This is a genomic window from Martelella sp. FLE1502 (genome assembly GCF_053484255.1).
The window spans coordinates 260,294-280,061 of the sequence record NZ_JBAKFQ010000002.1; the positions used below are offsets into that span (position 1 = coordinate 260,294).

General features: G+C 61.9%; 20 protein-coding genes. 4 read left to right on the plus strand and 16 right to left on the minus strand.

Annotation, left to right across the window (positions count from 1 at the left end; all coding sequences use genetic code 11):
- Genes V6767_RS03065 through V6767_RS03075 form a run of 3 tightly spaced genes read right to left on the minus strand, consistent with a single transcriptional unit; the run spans position 1 to position 3,319 of the window.
- Positions 1 to 1,569, minus strand: coding sequence for an ABC transporter substrate-binding protein (locus V6767_RS03065; protein WP_448472073.1), 1,569 nt, complete (start codon positions 1,567 to 1,569; stop codon positions 1 to 3).
- Positions 1,570 to 1,610: 41 nt separating this feature from the next.
- Positions 1,611 to 1,955 (minus strand): AtuA-related protein, encoded by a 345-nt coding sequence (locus V6767_RS03070; protein ID WP_448472074.1) that lies wholly within the window; start codon positions 1,953 to 1,955, stop codon positions 1,611 to 1,613.
- Positions 1,952 to 3,319, minus strand: a complete 1,368-nt coding sequence (locus V6767_RS03075) for an acyclic terpene utilization AtuA family protein (protein WP_448472075.1) — start codon at positions 3,317 to 3,319, stop codon at positions 1,952 to 1,954. Before V6767_RS03075 ends, V6767_RS03070 begins: the two co-directional genes overlap by 4 nt.
- A 122-nt stretch (positions 3,320 to 3,441) precedes the next feature.
- On the opposite strand from V6767_RS03075, the gene V6767_RS03080 reads away from it, so the two are divergent.
- Positions 3,442 to 4,107, plus strand: coding sequence for a GntR family transcriptional regulator (locus tag V6767_RS03080; protein ID WP_448472076.1), 666 nt, complete (start codon positions 3,442 to 3,444; stop codon positions 4,105 to 4,107).
- Positions 4,108 to 4,140: 33 nt separating this feature from the next.
- Here the strand turns inward: V6767_RS03080 and V6767_RS03085 are convergent, their stop codons facing one another.
- The 11 genes from V6767_RS03085 to V6767_RS03135 form a co-directional block, all read right to left on the minus strand.
- Positions 4,141 to 4,674, minus strand: a complete 534-nt coding sequence (locus V6767_RS03085) for a hypothetical protein (RefSeq protein WP_448472077.1) — start codon at positions 4,672 to 4,674, stop codon at positions 4,141 to 4,143.
- 40 nt (positions 4,675 to 4,714) lie between these two features.
- Positions 4,715 to 6,016, minus strand: a complete 1,302-nt coding sequence (locus V6767_RS03090) for an alpha-amylase family protein (protein WP_448472078.1) — start codon at positions 6,014 to 6,016, stop codon at positions 4,715 to 4,717.
- 40 nt (positions 6,017 to 6,056) lie between these two features.
- A complete protein-coding gene (locus V6767_RS03095) occupies positions 6,057 to 6,644 on the minus strand; it encodes a TetR/AcrR family transcriptional regulator (protein ID WP_448472079.1) in 588 nt (195 codons plus the stop codon).
- A 133-nt stretch (positions 6,645 to 6,777) separates the two neighbouring features.
- Positions 6,778 to 8,178, minus strand: a complete 1,401-nt coding sequence (locus tag V6767_RS03100; RefSeq protein WP_448472080.1) for an NAD(P)-binding domain-containing protein — start codon at positions 8,176 to 8,178, stop codon at positions 6,778 to 6,780.
- A gap of 100 nt (positions 8,179 to 8,278) precedes the next feature.
- Positions 8,279 to 8,764, minus strand: a complete 486-nt coding sequence (locus V6767_RS03105; RefSeq protein WP_448472081.1) for an L-2-amino-thiazoline-4-carboxylic acid hydrolase — start codon at positions 8,762 to 8,764, stop codon at positions 8,279 to 8,281.
- Entirely contained in the window at positions 8,757 to 9,467 is a 711-nt protein-coding gene (locus V6767_RS03110; protein WP_448472082.1) for an ABC transporter ATP-binding protein, read from the minus strand. The genes V6767_RS03105 and V6767_RS03110 overlap by 8 nt, the downstream gene beginning before the upstream one ends.
- The gene (locus V6767_RS03115; protein WP_448472083.1) at positions 9,464 to 10,216 is read right to left on the minus strand and encodes an ABC transporter ATP-binding protein; all 753 of its coding nucleotides are present in this window, start codon (positions 10,214 to 10,216) and stop codon (positions 9,464 to 9,466) included. Before V6767_RS03115 ends, V6767_RS03110 begins: the two co-directional genes overlap by 4 nt.
- On the minus strand, positions 10,213 to 11,223 hold the full coding sequence (locus tag V6767_RS03120; RefSeq protein WP_448472084.1) for a branched-chain amino acid ABC transporter permease: 1,011 nt from the start codon (positions 11,221 to 11,223) through the stop codon (positions 10,213 to 10,215). Before V6767_RS03120 ends, V6767_RS03115 begins: the two co-directional genes overlap by 4 nt.
- Positions 11,216 to 12,130, minus strand: a complete 915-nt coding sequence (locus tag V6767_RS03125; protein WP_448472085.1) for a branched-chain amino acid ABC transporter permease — start codon at positions 12,128 to 12,130, stop codon at positions 11,216 to 11,218. Before V6767_RS03125 ends, V6767_RS03120 begins: the two co-directional genes overlap by 8 nt.
- 126 nt (positions 12,131 to 12,256) lie before the next feature.
- On the minus strand, positions 12,257 to 13,387 hold the full coding sequence (locus V6767_RS03130) for an ABC transporter substrate-binding protein (RefSeq protein ID WP_230722807.1): 1,131 nt from the start codon (positions 13,385 to 13,387) through the stop codon (positions 12,257 to 12,259).
- Positions 13,388 to 13,622: 235 nt separating this feature from the next.
- Positions 13,623 to 14,363 (minus strand): aspartate/glutamate racemase family protein, encoded by a 741-nt coding sequence (locus V6767_RS03135; RefSeq protein WP_448472125.1) that lies wholly within the window; start codon positions 14,361 to 14,363, stop codon positions 13,623 to 13,625.
- Positions 14,364 to 14,510: 147 nt separating this feature from the next.
- Between V6767_RS03135 and V6767_RS03140 the strand changes: the two genes are divergently transcribed.
- From V6767_RS03140 to V6767_RS03150, 3 genes are all read left to right on the plus strand, one after another.
- On the plus strand, positions 14,511 to 14,972 hold the full coding sequence (locus tag V6767_RS03140) for an Lrp/AsnC family transcriptional regulator (protein WP_448425735.1): 462 nt from the start codon (positions 14,511 to 14,513) through the stop codon (positions 14,970 to 14,972).
- Positions 14,973 to 15,306: 334 nt separating this feature from the next.
- Positions 15,307 to 16,590: an OmpP1/FadL family transporter gene (locus V6767_RS03145; protein ID WP_448472086.1), complete on the plus strand. Its 1,284-nt coding sequence runs from the start codon at positions 15,307 to 15,309 to the stop codon at positions 16,588 to 16,590.
- 176 nt (positions 16,591 to 16,766) lie between these two features.
- Positions 16,767 to 17,177, plus strand: a complete 411-nt coding sequence (locus V6767_RS03150; RefSeq protein ID WP_448472087.1) for a DUF2147 domain-containing protein — start codon at positions 16,767 to 16,769, stop codon at positions 17,175 to 17,177.
- A gap of 437 nt (positions 17,178 to 17,614) precedes the next feature.
- Here V6767_RS03150 and V6767_RS03155 read toward each other — a convergent pair whose 3' ends face one another.
- A complete protein-coding gene (locus V6767_RS03155) occupies positions 17,615 to 17,935 on the minus strand; it encodes an SCP2 sterol-binding domain-containing protein (RefSeq protein ID WP_448472088.1) in 321 nt (106 codons plus the stop codon).
- Between the two features lie 33 nt (positions 17,936 to 17,968).
- On the minus strand, positions 17,969 to 19,759 hold the full coding sequence (locus tag V6767_RS03160; RefSeq protein ID WP_448472089.1) for an acyl-CoA dehydrogenase C-terminal domain-containing protein: 1,791 nt from the start codon (positions 19,757 to 19,759) through the stop codon (positions 17,969 to 17,971).
- Positions 19,760 to 19,768 lie beyond the last annotated feature (9 nt).

Genomic DNA, 19,768 nt, shown 5'->3' on the forward strand with positions numbered 1-19,768 from the left:
TTAGCCCTGCGGCGGTGCGACGTTGTAGAGGTCGTAGCCGCGGCTCGGCACGGCCGGCGCATTGCCGACGCCGCTGCGGATGCCGTACATATTGGCTTCCGTTCCGTATTTGATGAACGGGAACTGATCATAGATCAGCGTATGGATCTTCTCGAAGATCGCCTTGCGCTCATCGGGATCGATTGTCGATGCGATCTCATCCATCAGTTCCATCTTTTCCGGATCGGTCCAGAAGCCCGGATAGCTCGGGTTGAGATAGGCGATCGAGGTCGGGTCGACATAGGTGGGGAGGAAGCTCGAGAACGCATCCATGTCTTCCGGGTTTGCGCGCGACTGGATATAGTTGGCCATCGGGCTTTCCACGAGCTCGACATTGATGCCGTAATCGGCGAGCTGCTGCTGGGCGACGACGGCGGTCAGAAAGTGCTTCTGGTACTGCTCTGCGGCGACCAGCCAGCGGATGGGTTCGCCATCATAGTCGGACGCATCAAGATACTGCTGCACAAGATCCGGCTTCGGCGTTCCGAAACCGTCGGGCACGCCGGCCTTGGTGTACCAGAACGAGTTCGGATCGGGGATCCAGCTCGGATCGAGCGTGTAGAATTCCGGATTGCCGACCGAGGCGAGCATGATCGGGTCCATTTCCAGCGCATAATAGATCGCGCGGCGCAGATTGATGTCGGCCGCCGGCCCCTCCTTGGTGTTAAACACCACGGTGAGCGACTGGTTGTTGGGCACGACCACGGCCTCAGTGCCGGTATCGGCCTGCAGCGCGTCATAGAAATCGGTCGGCAGTTCATAGGCGATGTCGATCTGGCCGGTCAGCAGCGCATCGCGGCGCACCGATGGCTCCGGCATTAGCATCAGATCGATCTCGTCGGCATAGGCGTGCTTCTTGCCGGTGAAGGCCGAGGACGGTTCCTCGCGCGCCTGGTAGTCATCCCAGCGGTTCAGCACCGCGCCGCGATCGGGCTGATAGCTCGTCAGTTCGTAGGGGCCGGTGCAATCGAGCCCGGTGGTTGCCTGCGTGGCGGACGCGCCTTCCAGCGACTGCGCCGACATGATCGCGGCCTGGGCGCTGGCGATCAGGCCGGGCACGATGGCGGTCGGGGTGTTGAGGTTGAAGCGGATGGTCATGTCATCGACTGCTTCGATCGATGCGGTGGCGTTCTTCAGGGCGGCGCCAATGCCGGCTGAGTCACGATAACGATTGAGCGAGGCGACGACATCGGCCGATGTGACCGGCGCGCCGGAGTGGAACTTCAGCTCGGGACGCAGCGTAACCGTCAGCGTCTTGCCGTCGTCGCTATATTCGAAACTGTCGGCCAGCATCGGCTGCGGCGTCCAGCTCTCGTCAATCGCGAAAAGCCCTTCGCATGCGATGGTGGCGGTCATCCAGTTGACGCCGAAAGTGGTGACCACGGGGTCCGGCGACGGCGCCATCTGCGAGATCGCGGCGCGCAGCGTCCCGCCCTGCGGATAGTCCTGAGCGTTAGCGCCGGCAATGCCGACGCCGGCGGCAACGCCGCACAGCAGCAGCGTCTTGGTGGTTTTTGTCCAGAATGCCATTTCGGTTCTCCTCCCTTTGCCCTTCGCGGGCCGTTAAATTGCTATGCCGGCGCCGTTTCGGCCGGCAGCCGGATCTCGAGCCCCAGCACCAGAAACGACAGGCATTTTCCGTGCGTGTCTGTCGAAAGGCTTGCATTGACGCCGCCCTCCAGCGCATCGTCGATGACGAAGTTCAGCGCGTTGAGGCGCGGAAGTTCGTAACGCTTTACCCGGGTTGCGCCGCGATGGGCGAAAAGGGCCGCAACCCGTTCCTCGGTGACCTGTTCCAGAAGCACGTCCCAGTGCCGTGGTTCATAGGCAATTACGTTAACATTCAACCGGTTGCCTTTGTCGCCGGAACGGCCATGGGCGATCTGATGCAGCAGAACCGTCTTGCCGGGGGTCATGCGGTCTCCTCGCCGAGAAAGAAAAATGACGGCGTCACCAGCGATCGCGGTGCCAGATAGGAAAGCGTGCGCACGCGGGGGCGCACGCTCTGGCGCACGCCGCCACCGCCGGCTGGACCGCAGCAATAAAGCGCGTTGACGTCGGCGACGGCGCGTTCGACCGCCGTGCGGTCCTCGCCGTCAAAGGCGAAGCGGACGCGGTAGTCGCCATCCGGTCCGCCGGCAAACTGTGAAAGCATCACGCCGGAATCGGCGTCGAAAGCGCTGACCGTGCCGAAAATGTCCGAGCGCATCCGCACATCGAGCTCCAGAAGATCGATCCGATCGCGGATCGTCTGTTGGGCCAAACGCGCGCGATTGAGCGCGTTGGGGCCGGCATAGGAAATCTCGGCCTCGCCGAAGTAGTCGCCGTGATAGCTGACCGTCACCTTGAGCTTTTCCGGCGCCGCCCTGCCCCGCGCGCCCTCGACCCGGACCCGGTCGTTACCGACCTGGCGCACCGTGACCCCGCTGATGTCGAGCGTGACATCGGGCGTCAGATAGGCGGCCGGATCGTGAATTTCATAGAGAAGCTGTTCCTTGACCGTGCGCTCGCTGACGAGACCGCCGGTGCCAGCGGGCTTGGTGATGACGAAGCCGCCATCGGCATCCACCTCGGCGATCGGAAAGCCGATCTCGGCCGGACGCGGCACGTCCTTGAAACCCGGATCGGCAAAATAGCCGCCGGTGACCTGCGCGCCGCATTCCAGCAGGTGGCCGGCGAGCGTGCCGGCGGCGATCCGGTCGAGGTCGTTCCAGTCCCAGCCGAAATGGGCAACGAGAGGCCCAAGCGCCAACGCCGGATCGGCCACACGGCCGGTAACCACCATATCGGCGCCGGATGTGATCGCGTCTGCGATGGCGCGGGCGCCGATATAGGCGTTGACGGCGACGATCTCGCCGGTGAATTCCCGAAGGCGTCCGTCGCCGTCCCAGCGTTCGGCGGTGGCGATGTCCATGCGGCCATGGAGATCGTCGCCGGTGACGATGGCGATCTTCAACCCGGCAAGGCCCTGCCTGTCGGCGAGCGCGCGGATCGCGGCGGCGGCGGCGGGGGGATTGGCCGCGCCGAAATTGCCGACGATGGTGATGCCGGCTTCGTAGGCCGGCCGCAGAATCGGAGCGAGCATGTCTTCGAGCAGCGGCTCGTAGCCGCGCGCGGCATCCTTGCGCCGGGCAATCTGGCCGAGCGCGAGCGTGCGTTCGCCGAGCGTCTCGAACATGATCGCGCCGCCCTCCCCCGCCGCGGCGATCGCCGCAACGACGGCGATGGCGGCATCCGCCCGATCGCCTGAAAAGCCCGCTCCACTGCCTATCCGATACACATCGTCCTCCCGTTTCCGGCTTTATCGGCATTATTATCGATAATGTCAACGATAATTGTCTTCCATTTGAGATATGCTAATGTCGCGGCAAATCTGTGAATCGGGTCGGGAGTGCGCAAAACGTGACGGAACAAGCAAAAAACTGGGAGGATGTGCACCGCGAACTGCAGCGCGAGATCATTTCCGGTCAGCGCCATCCGCGCGAGCGGCTGGTGGAGGATGAGATCATCGCGCGGACCGGCGCCACCCGCCACGCCGTCCGACTCGCCTTCTCTGAGCTGGAAAAGACCGGCCTCGTGGTACGCGAGCGCAACAAGGGAGTGCATGTGCGCGACTATTCGATCCGCGAAATCGAGGAGCTATATGAAATCCGGGAATGCCTGGAGCGGCAGGCGGCCCGGCACTTCAGCGAGCCGGCCTCCACTGACACGATCGAAGCGTTGACCGAAATTGCCGGCCGCCACCGCGAGGCATCCCGCAAGCAGCAGTTCGGCGCGGTTTTCGAACTCAATAACAGGTTTCACGAGACGCTCTACCGGGCATGCGGTAACCGCCAGCTTGCCGATGCCATTCAGCATTACACCTTCGCAACCCATCCCATCCGCACCCGCGCTTTTACCAGCGGCGAGATCCGCGAGGTGGCGATTGCCGAGCATTTCGAAATGATCGATGCGCTCGCCATCGGCGACGCCGACCGGCTGTGGCGCATCATCGAAAGCCATATCCGCCGCCCGAAGGATTTCTATCTGAAAGCCAACGCCATCGGCGAATATGCCGGCATAGCGTGACGGCACCCCTCTCCGGCCGCTACGCCTGTTCCGTTACGGCTGAGACGCGCTGCGCCATCGTCGCACCGCCCACAGGACTAAAAACAGGAGAAGGAGAGCGTAGGCGGCACTGTCGAATACGGCCTTGGCCGTCGTAAATCGGCTGGCGGTTTCGACCTGTTCGGGCTGAAGGGCCGAGGGGCCTGTCACAAGCATGGCCCTGACAGCGGCGTTTTCCAGATAGTCGAACACCATGCCGGCCAACGGTATTGCTGCCAAGCACAGCCTCCAGAACCGGTTGAGGGGCGCAAGGCGATAGAGCGCGAGGCCAAGCCCGAGGGCGAGCGCTGCCGGAAAGACAAGATCGAGACGCTGCTGCGGACCGAGATAGAGCGTCCGTCCCTTTTCCGAAAGCGCCGACAGGAAGGCTTGCGCTTCATCAAAATCATAGCCGCCCGGACGCATGTCGAAAGGCGGAAGCCCGCCGGCGGCCTGGGCGATTTCCGGCAAGGTCCAGAGTGTCATCGTCGCGTAGAGGCAGGCGGCAACCGCCAGGGCTGTCCATGTTGCAATGCCGGTGGGTTTCATGGCTTCTGACTTTCTGATCTTTCGTGAATCGCATTTCGCATCAACACTGTGCGGTGGACAGAATGGCCCAGCCCTTTGCCCCCAGATGCAGGGATCCCTCGCCGGTCAGATGCGCATCGCGTCCCGCGAGCACTGCCTTCGCATCCGGCACGGCAAAGGATGCCGGCCCATCGAGATTGAGCGCCAGGAAGAGCCGTTTCCCGTGATCGGCCAGTTCGAGGAGGAGCCGGGTGTTTTCAAGCCGAAGCGCCCTTGCGCGTGCCCGCACCAGCCAAGGGTGGCGGCGTCTCACCCCGATCAGCTCCTGATGGCGGCGATAGACCGGCCAGCCATCCGGCCAGAGCCCCTGCGGGCTTTCAGGAAAGGCCGGGCGAACCGCGTCGTCGCCGCCCTCCCCTTCCGTCTTGATGCCATGAAAGGCCTGCTCGTCGCCGGCATAGACCGAAGGGATGCCGCCGACCGCAAACAGCACCGCAAGCGCGTGCTCCAGCGTGTCGGCATCCTCAAGGCGGCTCGCCAGCCGGGTGACGTCGTGATTGCCAACAAAGGTCTGCGGAATGAAGCGATCGAGAAAGCCGTTATGCCGGTCGAGCGCCCAGCCCAGCTCGAAGAAATTGCGGTCGTTGAGCGCGCTCCAGATGGCTTTCCAGAGTTCGTACTGGGTCACACTGTCGACGCCGCTCGCCTGGACGAAACCGGCATAGTCGCCATGGATGAGCTCCGCGAAAATGAAGGCATCGGGATGCCGCTGGCGAACGCCGGGCAGAACCCGCGCCCAGAAATCCGGCGCCATCGCATAGGCCGCATCGAGCCGCCAGCCGGAAGCGCCGCGATCGAGCCAGTGCAGCATGATCGTGCGGACATAGGCCTCGACCTCGGGATTTTCGCCGTTGAGCGCCACGAGACCATGGTGCCCCTCGAAGGTGGCAAGCTCGCCCTCCGGGGTGTAGCGAAACCATGATGCTTTCGGCGACGATCCGCCGTGTGCCTGCACGTCGCGGACAAAGGGGTGGCTGCGCCCGACATGATTGAACACGCCGTCGAGCACGACCCGCAGTCCGCGTGCGCGCGCCTGTTCGATCAGCCTGTCGAAATCCGTCGCATCGCCGAGCCGCGGATCGATGCGGAAATGGTCGGTGGTGTCGTAGCCATGGGTGGCGGACGCAAAGATCGGACCCAGCAACAGGGCGGAGGCGCCAAGTTCGACGGCATAGTCGAGCCATCCCGTCAGGTGATTCAGCCGGTGGACGAGCGGCGGGGCTGTCTGCGGCCGGATGGGCGCGCCGGTGAAGCCGAGCGGGTAAAGGTGCCAGAAAACCGCGTGTTCGATCCATGGGGGCATGGCGCGTCCCGCATTATGTACTGGATGGTACATTGCTCGATTACTCTCCGTCGGAAGAAGCCGGCGGCAGGGCGCCGTTCAGGAACATGGCAGCCGTGTCGGCGGCCGAGCGCGCATTCAGCGTGGCGAAGCTGTTGAGTGCGATGCCGATATGATTGTTGACCAGGCCGAGGAAAGAGGCCGCCAGCAACCTGTGTCGCCCCGTCAGCCCGTGACCGGAAGCCTGCTCATGAGCGCGGAAACAGGCGTCGAACGCCTCGAAATGGCGCTGGTGATGCTCTTCGGCCGCCTGCCGCGCCTCGCTTTCGACCGGCGCGAACCAGAGCGTCAGATAAAAGCGGTAAAGCTGAGGCTCCTCCCGGGCGAATTCGAATGTCGCCTCAGCAAGCGCAACGAGCGCATGATCGAACGGCGTTACCGCACAGGCCCGCTCCAGCGCTTCATGCAGGGGCGCAAGCCGTTCCCTCAGCAGGGTTTCCAGAAGACCGAGCTTCGAGCCGAAATAATGATAGAGCGTCGGCTTTCCCACGCCGGCATCATTACAGATCTGCTGAACCCCCACGCCTTCATAACCATAGGCGGAAAAGAGGTGAAGGGCGCGGTCGAGCAGTACGGCTCTTGTGGGCATCGGTTGCGTCATGATCAGAAATATACCGATCGGTACATAATCCGTCAAGCGTGGTCAACGCGAACCTATCCGGCACGACTGGAGCATCCGCTTCGTAGAGCCTGAGCCGAACGTCCTGGGCAGCGCTTTGCCTTTATGCGCGGTTGACATAATCCGGCGCATAGAAGGGCGTCGGGGCCAGTTCGTGTTCTTCTTCCCAGTCTTTCAGACGCTCGAACAGAACGTCGAAGTCGTCGACAAAGAGATGGCTGGCAATGTGCGAGGCCAGGTGCTCGCCGGCCGGATTGACGCTCGGCACATCGAGCGAGAGCGTGCCGAAGCTTAGGTATGAGCCGGTGTTGAAGATGTGGACGCGTTCAAGCGCGCTTTTTTCAACGCCGCGTTCCATGAGCTCGAAACCCTCGCCGAGATAAGGCATGCGGGCGAGACCGGCATTGGCCATCTCCTGCGGCGGCTGGTAGCGATCGCCCCAGGTGAGGATGCGGTCCTTCAGCGCGGAGAACATCGGCTCCCGGGCAAGATCGACGGAAAAACCGGTACCAAGAATCAGGAAGTCGAATTGCCTGATCTCGCCGTCCGAAAAGGCGATCTCGACCCGCTCGCCGGCGCGCGTTATCGCTTTGAACGGCTTGCCGAAATGCACCTCGAAATTGTCGTGTGCAATGGTTCTGAGCACGGTTTCATGCGGCGGCGGGGTCTGGACGCGTTCCAGATAGACCGCCATTTCCCAGCGTTTCGCATCGGAAAGACCGCGCCAGCCGGCGAAGAAACCGGGATTGGCGTTGGCGCGCCCCTTGTTCAACTGCGGTAGTGCCTTTCGGCGGCAGAACATGTCGACCCGCCCTGCCCCGGTCTCCAGCGCCGTCGCGGCGTTATCCCAGGCCGATGAGCCCGCGCCGATGACGGCGACGGACTTGCCCTGAAGGCGGCCGAAATCGATCGTCTCGCAGGTATGGGCCGCCAGATCCGGCCAGAGATCGCCCACCACGCCCGGAGGACGGGTGAAGCCGCCCGCCCCCGGACGGCCGGTGGCGATCACAACGCGCTTGGCCCTGAATACCCGTCCATCCGCGGCCGTGAGCGCCACATGGTCCGGATAGGGAGCGATGCCGACGACATCGCAGTCATTGTCGACCGGCAGTTCCAGCACGTTTCTGAGCCAGATCAGATAGTCCTGCCACACCGAGTTCGGAATTTTATAGAGCGCCTCCCAGGCATCGTCGCCGAAGGCAGCGACATACCACGAGCGGAAGGTGAGCGTGGGGATGCCGAAGGGCGAGCCGGGCAGATCCTTTTTCGACCGGAGCGTCAGCATCCGCGCATAGGTTACCCACGGCCCTTCCTTGCCCGCGGGCGCGCGATCCAGCAGTTTGATGTTGCGGATACCCTTGAACATCAGGCTTCCGGCGGCCGAAAGCCCGAACATGCCGGCGCCGACAATGATGACGTCATAAAGCGGCGCGCCATCTGCGGCGGTCTTCCTGGCCGTCCAGTCCTCCGGCGGGAGCTTGAGGACGGCAAGGTCGTCTTTCACGCGCGCTTCAAGTGAGGCAAGCCCAGCACGCCCTTCCTGCGACGCGTCGGATATCTTCAAGGATGTAGGCATCTCTGTTCAGCTTCCCTGTTGGCCGGCGTCATTGCGCCGCCTCGTCTTCCATGGAGTAGCGAAAATCGCAGTGGCTTGCGCCGGACATGATCGTCTGGCTGCGTTTGAGCTTCATTTTCGGATTGAAGCCCTCGCAAAACGCGCCGTCGCGATTGCATGACAGGAGATCGCCGATATCGCCGAGCCCCATTGCCCGATACATTTCCGCATACCGGCAGCGGGTGACGTTGAAGGAGAGCGTTTTCGGCCCCGCCTCCAGCACCGTCATTTCCAGCGCGCCGCCAGCCGTCCAGTTGGGAAGGATCGCGGAAAAATCGGTGAAATCCGCAGGGTGGTCGAGTTCGTCGGCGAAGCTTTCGCCCTGCCGGATCGCCGCCCGCGTCACCGCATCGTCAATCACGGAACGCGCCTCGGCCTCGCCCCGGCGCGCCTTCAGCTCCTCGTAGACGCTTGCCAGAACATTGGCCTCAATGCGGCGCTGCTCGATGATCGGGATACGGCGCGGCTCAGACATGCGCGTGCCCCCCGAGATAGGCCTCCGCGACGCGGGGATCGGCGGCGAGTTCCTTTGCGTCGCCCTGCAGAACGATCTTGCCGCCTTCCATCACCGCGGCCTGATCCGCGATCCGCAGAACCGACTTGGCGTTCTGCTCGACGATCAGGATCGACAGGCCTTCGCTCCGGATCCTCTCGATAAGATCGAAGATCGCCTTGACGATTTTCGGCGCAAGGCCGAGCGAGGGTTCGTCCAGCAGCAGGATTTCCGGTTTTCCCATCAGGGCCCGGCCGATGCAGAGCATCTGCTGCTCGCCGCCGGAAAGCGAGCCGGCCTCCTGGTTGAGGCGCTCCTTCAGGATCGGAAACAGGCTGGCGACATGGTCGAGTTCGGAAAGGCCGTGCCGCCCCCCGCCAATCAGCAGGTTTTCGCGCACCGTCATGTTGGAGAAAATCTGGCGGCCCTCCGGGGCCTGCGAAATCCCCGCCTTGACGATGGCGTGGCTCGGCAGTCCGCTGACCACCTCGCCCTTGAAGCGGATCGTGCCACCATCCGGCTTGTAGATGCCGGAAATGGCGCGCATCAGCGTGGTCTTGCCAACGCCATTGGAGCCCAGCACGCCATAAATGCCCTTCTCCTCGACGCTCAGCGAAACGCCATGGAGGATCTGCTGCACGCCCATGGAAACGGTGAGGTTTTCGACTTCGAGTACCGCGCTCATTCGTCACCTCCAAGGTAAGCTTCCAGAACAACCGGATCACTGCGAACCACGGAAGGCACATCATCCGCGATCTTGCGGCCCGACGCGATGACGACGACCCGTTCGCAGATGCTCATGACAAGGTTCATGTCGTGTTCGACAAGCATGATCGGCAGGCCGTCGGCGTTGAGCTGCTTGACGAAGGTCGCGAGCTCCGCCGTTTCCGTGTCGTTCAGGCCCGCCGCCGGCTCGTCGAGGATCAGGAATTGCGGATCCATCGCCAGCGCGCGGGCGATTTCCAGATATTTGCGGCGGCCATAGGAAAGGTTGGCGGCAAGATCGTCGGCGACCTCGGTCAGGCCCGTCATCTCCAGCGCCTTCCAGCTTGCCTCCGAAATGGTCTCGGCGCGTTTCCTGCCGCCTGCAATCGACTGGAAGAAATTCATGCCGGTGGCGCCGAGCGCGCCGACCGAAACATTGTCGAACACGGTCATGTTGGGAAAGATGCGCAAATTCTGGAAGGTGCGCGACATGCCGCGCTTGGCGATCGCAAACGGCTTCTGGCCGGTGATGTCCTCGCCCTTGAACCGGACCTTTCCGCCCGAGACCGGCGTGAAGCCGGAGATCAGGTTGAACAGCGTGGTCTTGCCCGCGCCGTTCGGCCCGATCAGGCCGACGAGTTCGCCTTCGCCGACATGGGTCGTGATGTCGTCCACCGCCTTCAGCCCGCCGAAATGGCGCGAGAGGTTTTGAATTTCGAGCACGTTCATCGCCAGCCCACCTTCTTGTCGTCCGGCGCCGCAGCCCAGCGGTCGCCAAACTGGCGGCGGACCAGGGAAAGCGCCGGCACCTCGCCGAAGAGCCCCTTGGGCAGGAACAGGATGGCAAGGAACATGACGAGGCCGACCGCGATGTTGCGGAAGTCGCCGACATCGCGCAGCACCTCCGGCAGCAGGATCAGCAGCGCCGCGCCGATGATCGCGCCCGGCAGCGAGCCGAGCCCGCCGACGACCACCATCGCCAGGATCTGGATCGACACCGAGAAATCGAAGTCCTTCGGCGAAATATAGCCCGTCGTATAGGCCCAGAGCGCACCGGCAAGGCCCGCGAAAAAGGCCGAAAGCGTGAAGACCTCGATCTTCAGCCGCACGGTGTTGACGCCCATCGCATCGGTGCACTGGTCATCCTCGCGCAGCGCCCTGAGCCCATTGCCGTAATAGGAGTGGCTGATACGGTGGATAAGGAAGATCGAAACCGTGACGACAACCGCCACGACGAAATAGATTCCCGTGTCGGAGGTGATGGAGAAGCCGAACACGCTCATGCCGTCAAACAGCATGACGCCATTCGGCCCCTTGGTGAAGCCGACCCAGTTCAGCATGATGAGATAGAGCATCTGCCCGATCGCAAGCGTTGCCACGGCGAAATAGATCGACACCAGCCGCATGGTCGGCAGCGCCACCAGAAAGGCGATCAGCGCGGCGACAAGCCCGGCGAGCGGGAGCCCCAGGGTAAAGCCCACGCCGTAGTCGGAGCCGAGCAAGGCCGCGGTATAGGCGCCGACGCCGTAAAACGCGGCATGGCCGAGATGCAGCAGGCCGGAGGTGCCGGAGACCATGTTGAGCGACGCCGACAGCAGAACGAAGATCAGGACAAGGCTCGCGATCTGATAGAAATAGCCGCGATCGAAGCCGTAGAGAGCCGCCGGCACGATGATGAACAGCAGCAAGAGCGGCAGACCGACGGAGAACAGGTGGGAGGACGGTAGCTTAAACACGCTCCCTCCTTGCCCCGAACAGGCCGCGCGGGAAGAAGATGAGGGTGACGATCAGGAAGCCATAGGCCACCATGTCCGACCAGTTGGACGAGATGAAGGTCGTGGCAAGTCCCTCCGAGAGGCCGAGCAGCAGGGCGCAGATCACCGCCCCGGGGATCGATGTCAGGCCGCCCATGATCATCGCGACGAACGCCTTGATGCCGGGTACAAAACCCATGGCCGGGAAGATCGCGCCGTAATAGAGCCCGACAAGCAGACCGGCGGCCGCGCCCATCATCGAGCCGACGACAAAGGTCGAGACAATCGTCATGTCGGTGTTGATGCCGACATATTTCGCGCCCAGCGCGTTGTTGGATACGGCACGGATGGCGAGACCAATCCGGGTGCGCTTCAGGACATATTGCAGTCCGCCCAGCATGATGATCGCGACTACCAGAATGATGATATCGCCATTGGAAATCGTCACCGCTCCGAGCTGAATCGGCTTGTTGATCATGTAATCGAACGGCACCGCCTGCATCTGCGACCCGAAGATCAGCTCGAGCGCTTCGCGCACGACGATCGACACCGCAAGCGACGACATCAGCGTCGCTTCCCGCATGGCGCGCGATTTCAGCGACGCCTCATCGGAAAACCGCCGGAACGGACGAAACGCGATCCGCTCGAGACCGAAACCGGCGAGCGCGCCGACCGCAAGCGCTATGAACAGCACGATCAGCAGTGGCGGCGCGAACGCCGTGATCACCAGCAGCCCGGCGAAGGCTCCGATCGTATAGACCTCGCCATGGGCAAAGTTGACGACGTTGAGAACGCCGAAGATCAGCGTGAACCCGATCGCCATCAAGGCGTAGGTGACGCCGAGCGAGAGGCCGATGAGCAGTTGTTGCAGATAATATGGATCAAGCAAGATGCGTAACTCCGCATGAGGGGCCGGTCCGGACACAGAGGCGCTGACCGGAGAACGCAGGTATAGCGCGTTTCCGGAAAAGCGGGAGCGCCCGGCGGATCAAGCGACCGCCGGGCCCCGTCGATCTCAGTTGGAGACCGGGGTGAATTCACCGCCTTCGACAACGGCCTTGGTGAGTTCCTTCTGCGGCTCGCGATCCGGGCCGAAGGTCGTCACGCCCGTCACGCCCGGAAAATCGGTCGTTCCGGCAAGCGCATCGCGCACGCTGTCGCGGGTGACGTCGGGATAGGCCCTGACGATCGCGTCGAGCATGATATTGACGGCGTCATAGGCCTGGGCTGGGAACTGGCCCGGCAGGTCGCCGCGCTCTTCTTCCCAGGCGGCCACGAACTCCTGCACTTCCGGGCGATCGTCGTTCGGCATGAAGGTCGCCGTCAGGTGCAGGCCGTCGGCATCCGTGCCGGCAAGCTCGATAAGCTGCGGGCTATAGGCCGCCGAGGTGGAAAAGATCGGAATGTCGAGGCCGAGCTGCTTGGCCTGCTTCAGGAAGTTGGCGCCGTCTTCGTAGAAGAAGCCGGTATAGATCGCGTCGGGCTCGGCGCGCTCGATCTTGGTGATGATCGAGCGGAAATCCGGCAGGCCGCGATTGAAATATTCCGAGAAGACAATCTCGCCGCCGTTGGCCTTCACCTCTTCGGCGAAGTTGTCGACCACGGTCTGACCCCAATCCGTCTGCTCGGAAATGACGGCGATCTTCTTGTAGCCTTCTTCATTCATCCAGTCGGCGTTGAAGGGGCCTTCCTGGGCCTGGGTGGTGATGTTGCGGAACTGATAGGGCGAGATCTTCGTATAGTCGGGATGCGATGCCGTCTGGGAAAGCTGCGGCACGCCTTCGCGCTGGTAGACCTGGGCCGATGCCATCGAAACGCCCGAGGTGAAATCCCCCAGCACCGCGACGATTTCGTCATTGTCGGCAAATTTGCGCGCGATCGTCACGCCTTCCTTGGCATCCGAACGCGAGTCCTCATAGATGATTTCCACCGGCACCGGCAGTTCGCCGGACGCATTGAATTTTTCCAGCGCGATTTCCGCAGCCGTCTGGAAATCCTTGCCGTATTGCGCGGTAGAGCCCGTCAGCGGCAGTTGATAGCCGACCTTGATCGGATCACCGTCTGCAGCAAACGAAAATCCCGTCGCAAGCGCCGAAGCCGCTATGCCGGCGGAAAGGGCCAGTACCGATTTTCGAAGTCCATTCATGTCGTTCTCCTCTGTGGTCTTTCTTTTGTTTTTTCGTGAAAGATCGTTGGTCAAGTGACACCTGCCTTGCTGTGATGCGATGTCGATAGCAGCTAGCAGTCTTTGCCCCCTGAAATGAGAAAGCGGTTTGCGCGATGCCTCCGTTCTTTAGAAACTTTTGCCAAATCGCAGGCCGTGTTCAGCACCCTGCCTGACGGATTGATAAAGCAAGTTACATGCCATTGGCGTTTAGCCGTCAGGCCGGTTCACGCAATCGGTCCTGATCTTCCGCGCAGGCGAAATCGACGGCCGCGGCGGCATGGAGCTTCGTCGAGTCGAACACCGGAAGATCGGTATCGGCAGGCCCGATCAGCAGTCCGATCTCCGTGCACCCCAGAATAACGCTGTCGCAGCCGGCAGCCTTCGCCTTTTCGATCGCACCGCGATAGACCTCTCGCGATGCATCCTGCACGATGCCGCAGCAAAGCTCGTCGAAAATGATATCGTGCACAGCCTGACGGTCCGCTGCGTCCGGTACCATGGCCGAAATGCCGTGGGCGGATTCAAGACGATCCCGATAAAACCCCTCTTCCATCGTGTAGCGGGTGGCGAGCAGCAGCGGGCGCTTCATGCCCGCCGCGTTCAGCGCGCGCCCGGTCACATCAACGATGTGGATGAGCGGAATATCAAAATGCGCAGAAACTTCATTTGCAATCATGTGCATCGTATTTGTGCAGATCAGCACGCAATCCGCGCCGCCGCTTTGAAGGTTGCGACCGATCTCGCCGAGATAGGCGCTCGCCTTGCCCCATTGTCCAGCCTTCTGCCAGGCCACGATTTCCGAGAAATCCACCGAGTGCATAAGAATGTCGGCCGAGACCAGGCCGCCAAATCGCTTCCGCACAAGTTCATTGATCTCCTTATAGTAAACTGCGGTCGACTCCCAGCTCATGCCGCCGATCAGGCCTATTGTCTTTCTCAAGGTCTTGCTCCTCATGCTTTTGAAGCAAGATAGCTTAGTTGCGCTGCAAAATGAGATCGAAGATCGCAGGAAAACGGCCGAGAACTGCCATAATTTCTTGTATTGACCCAATTTTATGCGATTATTTTTCATTCAAAGATAATTCCACGCGATTGGTATCTCATGCTTGATCACCGCGACCGCAAGATCGTCGACCTTCTTCAACAGAATGCCGATATGCCGGTCACCGATATCGCCGACACCGTCGGGCTATCGGCATCGGCATGCTGGCGCCGGATCAAGAATCTCGAGGAAACCGGCCTGATCGCGCGCAAGGTGGCGATCGTCGACCGCCGGAAGGCGAATGTCGGCATGACGGTCTTTGTCGCCGTGCGAACCTCGCGCCATTCCATGGACTGGCTGGAGAGCTTTCGGCGCGCGATCAGCGACATACCCGAAATCGTTGAGGCCTATCGCCTTACCGGAGACATGGACTACCTGCTCAGACTGGTGGTGCCGGATGTCGAGGTCTACGACGCGGTCTACAAACAGCTGATCGCCCGGCTCGATTTCACCGACATTTCTTCGTTTATCGGCATGGAAGAGCTGAAATACACCACCGCCGTGCCGATGAATTATTTATAGGCCCGGAGGGAGTGAGACCGTTTGCGCGGATGACGGTATTCTTCCCCCTACCTGGCGATGATCCGCGCAAGCTTTGCTCCCGCCGCCTCTTCTGTCTCTCACACGCATGCCGGGCCCGCGCAACGATAAGCACGTTCGCCGCCAACATCGCAGGGACCGATTCCTCCACCGAAGGCAGGAAGCATCTCATTTGATGTGTGACGATTCGGCCACAGGCTGGGAAATTTTCGCGCCCCCTTCCTTATTAGGATACTAGATTACCTTAACGTCATATATCTTTCCATTGGGACGAGGAGCGAAGAGCGTTCCGGTTTAGCGTGAGGAGGAGCAAGCGATGAACAAAACCAGCCGAATACATTTTCTGATGCTGGGCGCAGCCACGGTACTGATAGCGGGAACGGCATCCGCCGGCTCGTTCGCGTTGCGTGAACAGAGCGCGGTCGGCCAAGGACAGGCCTTTGCAGGCGCCGCTGCCGGACAGGCCGGCCTCGGCTCGATGTACTGGAACCCGGCGACGATGGCCGCTTTTGAAGGGTTTCAGGTCGAAGTCGACCTTTCGGGCATCTTCCCCTATTCCGACATCACCCCGACAAGCGGGACCGCGCCGACGCTTCTGATGCTGGGCGGCACCGGTTCGACCGGCGATATGGCGCTCGATGCGGCGCTTCCGGCCGGCTATGTGAGCTATCAGGTCAGCGACGATGTCTGGATAGGCCTGGGCCTCAACACGCCCTTCGGTCTCGAGACGAAGAATCCGTTCAACTATTCCGGCCAGATTTACGCCCGCACCTCGGAAGTTCTCAGCTATGACATCAACCCGACCATTGCCTGGCAGGTCAATGACTGGCTGGCGATCGGCGGCGGCATCGAGGCGATGTATTTCAAGACCCGGCTGACGCAGGCGATGAGCCCGTTCCCGGGCGCGCCCTCGGCCGAACTTGAAGGCGATTCCTGGGGCGTCGGCTTCACGCTCGGCTTCACGCTGACGCCGATGGACGGCACGGTGATCGGCGTCGGCTATCGCTCGCAGATCAAGCAGAACCTCGAAGGTCACCTCGATCTCGGCGCCATGATGGGGCCGCTTCCGCCCGGCTCCTATCCGGTGAAGTCCGACCTCACCCTGCCCGATCAGATCACGGTCGGCCTCAGCCAGAGGCTTACCGACCAGTTGACCCTGAATGCCGGCTTCGAGTGGACCCACTGGAGCGTCTTCGACAATTTCCCGGTCTACGGCACGTCCGGTTTCACCAATGGCATGCAGCTTACCGACCTGCCGTTCGAATATGATGACGGCTACTACCTTTCCGTCGGCCTCGAATATGCCATGAACGAACGGTTCACGGTTCGCGGCGGCGTCGGCTATGAATGGTCGCCGATCTCGACCACCAACCGCGACCTGCGCCTGCCCGACAGCGATCGCGTTCATGCCTCGATCGGCGGCACCTATAGCTGGAACGACAAGCTTTCGCTCGACTTCGCCTATGAGCACATCTTCACAACCGGCGACACCGACATCCAGCTCGACGCCAACAATCCGCATTACGCGGGCCTCGCCTTCTTCGGCGACGTAGATGCGAACGTCAATATCGTATCGGCCAGCCTGCGCTATCGCTTCTGAGGCTTGCAGCAATTCCAGGTGAAGTGGACACCGTTTCACCCGTCCGGAATTGCGTAAAAACAAAGAGATAGCGCCGCTCCCGGCTGAAACCGGGGGCGGCACGGCCTGTGGCGGATCCTGAGGAGGAATGCGCCGCACCGGCCGATGGTCCGGACACACGAAACGGGAGGAGTTTCATGATCAGAAAAGTTCTCGGCGCTGCACTCGCAGCAAGCCTGATGACGGCCTCGATGGCCGCCGCCGCCTCGCCGGAGGGCAAATGGCTGACGGAAAGCGGCAAGACCCAAGTTCAGATCACGCCTTGCGGCGGCAATTACTGCGGCACAATCGTCTGGCAGAAAACGCCGTCGAACGACGTCAAGAACCCCGACGCCGCAAAGCGCAGCCGCCCACTCGTCGGGACTGAGATGCTCTCAGGCCTTTCGGCCGATGGCGACAATGCGTGGAAAGGCAAGCTCTACAATTTCGAGAACGGCAAGACCTATACCGGCAAGATGGAGCTGACAGACCCCAACACGCTGAAGCTCTCCGGCTGCATCATGGGCGGCGTGATTTGCAAGAGCCAGACCTGGCGCCGGACGAAGTAGGATATATCGAAAAGACGCGACCGGCCGCACATGGCATGCCGGTCAAGCAAGAACGAGGCAGCGCCCCAAACAGACGCTGCCTTTAGTTTGTTGACAAACGTCCCCCACATTCCGGGTCATCCTCGGGCTTGACCCGAGGATCCAGGCCGCCCGGCAAAGTCTCGTTATAAATCTTTGCAAATTCAGTAACTTAGAGCAGAAGACGATTAGTCGGCATCGCCTGATGCTCTAGATTCTTTTTTTGACGCGTCGGGTTAACGAAAAACCGGATTCCACTTTTTCGCCCGACGCTCCAAGCCGCCTGGATGCTCGGATCAAGTCCGAGCATGACTCCAGTGGGTGGGTTGGCGTGCGTGACAATCTCCGAAGCTGTGGCTTTGTCAGCAACCCGGAGGCAGCGCCCGGAACAGGCGCTGCTTCTCGTGTTTCAGGCTGCCTTAGGAGGCCTCCTCCAGAAGCCCCGCGAGTTTCAGCGCCACGCCCTGCGAGCCTCGCACCTTCAGGCGGCCGGTGGAAAAGGCCAGCATCGGGTTCAGCTTCCCCTTGATCAGCTTTTCGAGATTGTCCGACGTGAGAATGAGTACGGTGTCGGCCTCGGCCTCTCCGCTCTCATCCTCTTCGATCTCGACATCGCCGTCCTTGGCATCGAGCAAAATCGACCCGGCATCCTTCATGTCGAAGCGGACCCGGTAGCCCAGTTCCTCCAGCGCATTGGACTTTGCTTCCATTGCAGCGATAAGCGCGCCGATCTCAGCCATTGTCGTTCCTTTCCTGTTCGACGCTCCGCCGCATCAAAACGCCATCTCGTCGAGCGCCATCATCGCGGACTTGCCGGAGCGGATCGCGGCGACGAGGCCGGCCGCCTGCGGCAGGATGCGGGTCATGTAGAAGTCCGCGGTGACGAGCTTGGCCTTGTAGAACGCGGGATCGTCGCATTCGCCGTCAAGCGCGGCATGGGCGACCTTGGCCGTCCGCAGCCACATCACGCCGAGCGCGACGAGGCCGAAGAGCCGCAGATACTCGGTCGCGGCCGCACCGGCCTCCTCCGGGTCCCTCAGGCTCTTCTGGGCGATCTCGGCGGTGCAGAGCTGCAGCCCGCCAAAGGCCTTCGAGAGCGGCTGAACCAGATCGGAAAGCCGGTCGTCATCGATCGCGGCATCGATTTCCGCGAGTGCGGGATGGAAGAACGCGCGCAGATAGCGGCCCATATGCGCCGGCATCTTGCGGCCGACGAGATCGAGCGCCTGCACGCCGTTGGTGCCCTCGTAGATCATCGAGATGCGGCTGTCGCGGACATATTGCTCCATGCCGTGATCGCGGATGAAGCCGTGGCCGCCATAGACCTGCATGCCGATCGACGCGGTCTCGAAACCGAGATCGGTGAACAGCGCCTTGACGATCGGGGTCATCAGCGCGGTGAAGTCTTCCGCTTCCTTGCGCGTTTCCGGATCGGGGTGATGCTTCATCATGTCGAGATTGCGCGCCACCCAGCCGCCGAGCGCGCGGCAACCTTCGACATTGGCGCGCATGGTCATCAGCATGCGGCGCACATCGGGGTGGACGATGATCGGATCGGCGGGCTTGTCGGGGTGTTTGGCGCCGGCAAGCGAGCGGCCCTGCAGCCGCTCCCTGGCATAGGCGACGGCGCCCTGATAGGCCGCTTCCGCCGCACCGAGACCCTGGATGCCGACCGACAGCCGCTCGCTGTTCATCATCGTAAACATGGCGCGCATGCCCTTGTGCGGCTCGCCGACCAGCCAGCCGGTGGCCTCGTCGAACGACATCTGGCAGGTGGCGGACGCCTTGATGCCCATCTTGTGCTCGATGCCCGAGCAGGTCACGCCATTGCGCTGGCCCGGCGTGCCATCGGCATTGGGCAGGAATTTCGGCACCAGAAACAGGCTGATGCCCTTGACGCCCTTGGGCGCATCGGGAAGGCGCGCCAGCACCAGATGGATGATGTTTTCGGTAAGGTCATGCTCGCCGGCGGAGATGAAAATCTTGGAGCCGGTGACCTTGTAGGAACCGTCATCCTGCGGCTCCGCACGGGTCCTCAGCAGGCCGAGATCGGTACCGCAATGGGCCTCCGTCAGGCACATCGTGCCGGACCATGTGCCCTCGACCATTTTCGGCAGATAGGTCTGCTTCAGTTCCTCGCTGGCATGATCGACGATCGCCTGATAGGCGCCGTGGGTGAGGCCCGGATAGAGGCCGAAGGAGAGATTGGCCGCGCAGCTCATCTCCTCCACCAGCTTGTTGATGGATTCCGGCAGACCCTGCCCGCCCCATTCCGGAGCCGAGGCCATCGCGGTCCAGCCGCTTTCGGCAAACGCCTTGTAGGCTTCCTTGAAGCCCTTGGGCGTGCGCACGACGCCGTTTTCCAGCACGCAGCCTTCCTCGTCGCCGGTCGCGTTCAGCGGCAGCAGCACTTCGGTGCAGAACTTGCCGGATTCTTCCAGGATCGCGTCAGCCAGGTCCGGCGTGACCTCTTCGAGACCGGGGATATCGGGATAGTCTCCGATGCCGATCAGTTCCTGCAGAACGAAACGCATGTCCCGGATGGGCGCATTATAGACTTGCATGGTTTTCGT